Consider the following 3,516-nt stretch of genomic DNA (forward strand, 5'->3'; position numbering starts at 1 on the left):
GGCATGGACCTCATCGATATAGGTCATGGCGTTGTAGCGCTCGGCGAGCTCGACGATCTCTTTGATCGGCGCGATGTCGCCATCCATCGAGTAGACGCTTTCGAAGACGATCAGCTTGGCGCGTTCGCGTCCCGCCGCCTGCAAAAGGCTTTCCAGATGCGCGACGTCGTTGTGGCGGAAGATCTTTTTCTCGGCGCCGGAACGCCGCACGCCTTCGATCATCGAGGCGTGGTTCAATTCGTCCGAGATGATCAGGCAGTTGGGCAAAAGCTTCGCGATGGTCGAGATCGAGGCCTCGTTGGAGACGAAACCGGAGGTGAAGACCAGTGCCGCTTCCTTGTCGTGCAGGTCGGCAAGCTCCACCTCGAGTTCGACCAGCGGGTTCGAGGTGCCGGAAATGTTGCGGGTGCCGCCGGCGCCCGAACCCATCTTGCCAGCGGTATTCTGGAACGCGGCGATGACGTCGGGATGCTGGCCCATGCCGAGATAGTCGTTGGAGCACCAGACGGTGATTTCCTCGGCGCGGCCATTGGAACGCCAGATGGCGCGCGGGAACTTGCCCGCGATCCGCTCCAGGTCGGCGAAAACGCGGTAGCGACGCTCGGCATGGAGCTGGTCGATCGCTTCCTCGAAGAACCGCTGATAGTTCATATAGGCTTCCCAATTTTTGCGCGGGATCATAATCATTGGCCTGTTGGTCGTCCACCTGGCCTTTTTGGTCAAAATGCCACGCCCCGGACCTGTTCCTAACGATCACGGATCGTGGCCTATTCCCTTGATGTGGATCAACTTTGTTTCAGGACGATGCCACTAGCCGGCGATGCCGGTTACCACGGTTTCAATGGTTATGCGGCGGGCTTTCCAGTAGAGCGGGGGTTGAGACAGTTTCCGATAAATCTTGGATAAGCGAGGAAGCGGATGACGGTTTTGGTTACAGGCGGCGCCGGTTACATCGGCAGCCATATGGTCTGGGAGTTGCTTGATGCCGGCGAGGGCGTGGTCGTCCTCGATCGCCTTTCCACCGGTTTCGAATGGGCGGTGGCGCCCGAGGCAAGGCTGGTCGTCGGCGACGTTGCCGACCGGGAATTGGTCGGCTCGGTCATCAGGGAGAACAAGGTCGACGCGATCATTCACTTCGCCGGCTCGATCGTGGTTCCGGAATCGGTCGCCGACCCGCTCAGTTACTACGAGAACAACACCTCGAAGACGCGCACGCTGATCGAAACCGCGGTGCGCGAAGGCGTGCCCAATTTCATCTTTTCATCGACTGCCGCCGTCTATGGCGGAGCCGGCCTGGAGCCGGTGCGCGAGGACGCCCGCCTGTCGCCGGAATCGCCCTATGGCCTGTCCAAGCTGATGAGTGAGTGGATGCTGCGCGACGCGTCGATCGCGCATGGCCTGCGCTATACCGCGCTGCGCTACTTCAACGTCGCCGGCGCCGACCCGAAGGGCCGCACCGGCCAGTCGACGCCGGGCGCAACCCATCTGATCAAGGTCGCCTGCGAGACGGCACTTGGCAAGCGGCCGTTCATGCAGGTGTTCGGCACCGATTATCCGACGCCGGACGGCACCTGCATGCGCGACTACATCCACGTCAGCGACCTGGCGGCGGCGCATCGCCTGGCCTTGCAGCGGCTGCGTGCCGGGGGACAAAGCCTCGTCGCCAATTGCGGCTACAGCCATGGCTATTCGGTGCTCGAGGTCATTGACAGCGTGCGCCGCGCTTTTGGCCGTGATTTCGAGGTGAAGATGGGCGACCGTCGTCCTGGCGATGCCGCGGCGGTGGTTGCCAATTCGGATCTCGCCCGCGCCGAGCTCGGCTGGACCCCGCAACGCGACGATCTCGACCAGATCGTCGCCGACGCGCTCGCCTGGGAGCGCATCTTGACCGGCAAGAACTCCGCGCGCGGCTGAGCCGGGTTCTCCCAAGGGCTCGCAAGGCGGGCAGCGAAGCGCTATTGAAGGCCTTCGCGGCAAGGTGCGGAGGCGCCGCGCCGCGAGGAGCTCTTGGGGGATGGCATGAAAATAACGGTGCTCGGGGCCGGTGTCGTCGGTACGGCGGCCGCCTATTATCTGGCCAGCGACGGCCATGAGGTGACAGTGATCGAGCGCCATCCGGCGGCGGCACAAGGCACCAGCCAGTCCAATGCCGGCCTGGTGTCACCGGGTGACGCCACCGCCTGGGCCTCGCCGGCGGCTTTGAAGACTTTCCTGCGCGGGCTCTACAACCATGATCTCGGCATCAAGGTCAGGCTGCGCCTCGATCCCTATTTCCTCGCCTGGAGCCTGCGTTTCCTGCGCCAGTGCACGGTGGCGCGCCTGCGCGCCAACACCGACATCAAGCTCAGGCTCGCGCTCTATTCGCGTGACTGCATCAATGCGCTTTCGGAAGCGACCGGCATCCACTACGACGAACGCAAGAAGGGCATTCTCTACTTCTTCCGCTCGCAAAAGAGCCTCGATACCGGCACCGACAATTACCGTTATCTTGCCAGGCACGGCCTGCCGATCGAAATCGTCGGCCGCGACCGGCTGGTCGAGCTGGAACCAGGCCTTGCCGGCGTCAAGGACAAGATTGCCGGGGGCGTCTATTCGCCAACCGACCAGACCGGAGATTCCAAGCAGTTTGTCGACAGGCTGGCCGCCTATGCTGCCGAGAAGCTCGGCGTCAAATTCCTGTTCGGCACGACAGTCGAAGGCCTCGACATCGAGGGCGATCATGTGCGCGCGGTGATGACGTCGGCCGGCCCGGTCGCCGGCGATGCCGTGGTCATCTCGATGGGACCGGAGAGCGGCCTGCTCGGGCGCCGTTACGGCATCGACCTGCCTGTCTATCCGGTAAAGGGCTATACCGCGACGATTCCCCTGGAGGACGAAAGCAAGGGACCGACCATGGGCGGCGCCGACGAGGACCGGCTGATCGGCTATTCCAGGCTGGGCAACCGCTTGCGGATGTCCTCGACGGCTGAATTCACCGGCTTCGACCGAACTTTCAAGCCCGCCGATTTCAAGACGATCATCAGCACCGGCAAGGATCTTTTCCCGGGTGCCTTCGACGAGAAGAAGGCTGTGTTCTGGGCCGGTCTGCGGCCGATGATGCCCAACTCGGTGCCGGTCATCGGCCAGGCTCGCTACAAGAATCTCTATCTCGACACCGGCCACGGCCATGTCGGCTGGACCATGGCCTGCGGCTCGGGGAAATTCCTTGCCGACCTCGTTTCCGGCCGCAAGCCGGAGATCGACCCGCAGGGGCTGGTCTACGGGGGGTAGTGATGTCGGGACCGCAAGTCGCTATCGACCTTGGCCGCATCGAGCGCAATGCGCGCACGATCGTCGAGCGCTGCGCGCTGTCGGGCATAAAAGTGTTCGGCGTTACCAAGGGCACTTGCGGCATGCCGCAAGTGGCGCGCGCCATGTTGCGCGGCGGTGTCGCCGGCATCGCCGAATCGCGTTTCGAGAACATCCGCCGGCTGCGCGACAGCGGCATCAACGCGCCGATCATGCTGTTGCGCAGCC

The 3,516-nt window shown here is 63.3% G+C and carries 4 protein-coding genes; 3 read left to right on the forward strand and 1 reads right to left on the reverse strand.

Features of this window, described 5'->3' with window-relative positions; translation table 11 throughout:
- On the reverse strand, positions 1-651 hold a 651-nt coding region (hemA, locus tag EN893_RS24580; RefSeq protein WP_128361832.1), incomplete at its 3' end, for a 5-aminolevulinate synthase.
- Positions 652-918: 267 nt separating this feature from the next.
- Between hemA and galE the strand changes: the two genes are divergently transcribed.
- From galE to EN893_RS24595, 3 genes are all read left to right on the forward strand, one after another.
- Positions 919-1,914: a UDP-glucose 4-epimerase GalE gene (gene galE, locus EN893_RS24585; protein WP_127270794.1), complete on the forward strand. Its 996-nt coding sequence runs from the start codon at positions 919-921 to the stop codon at positions 1,912-1,914.
- Positions 1,915-2,019: 105 nt separating this feature from the next.
- A complete protein-coding gene (locus tag EN893_RS24590) occupies positions 2,020-3,270 on the forward strand; it encodes a D-amino acid dehydrogenase (protein WP_127271728.1) in 1,251 nt (416 codons plus the stop codon).
- Between the two features lie 2 nt (positions 3,271-3,272).
- On the forward strand, positions 3,273-3,516 hold a 244-nt coding region (locus EN893_RS24595; protein ID WP_206640166.1), incomplete at its 3' end, for an alanine racemase.

The organism is Mesorhizobium sp. M7A.F.Ca.CA.004.04.2.1 (assembly GCF_004022825.1).
Classification (GTDB): Bacteria; Pseudomonadota; Alphaproteobacteria; order Rhizobiales; family Rhizobiaceae; genus Mesorhizobium.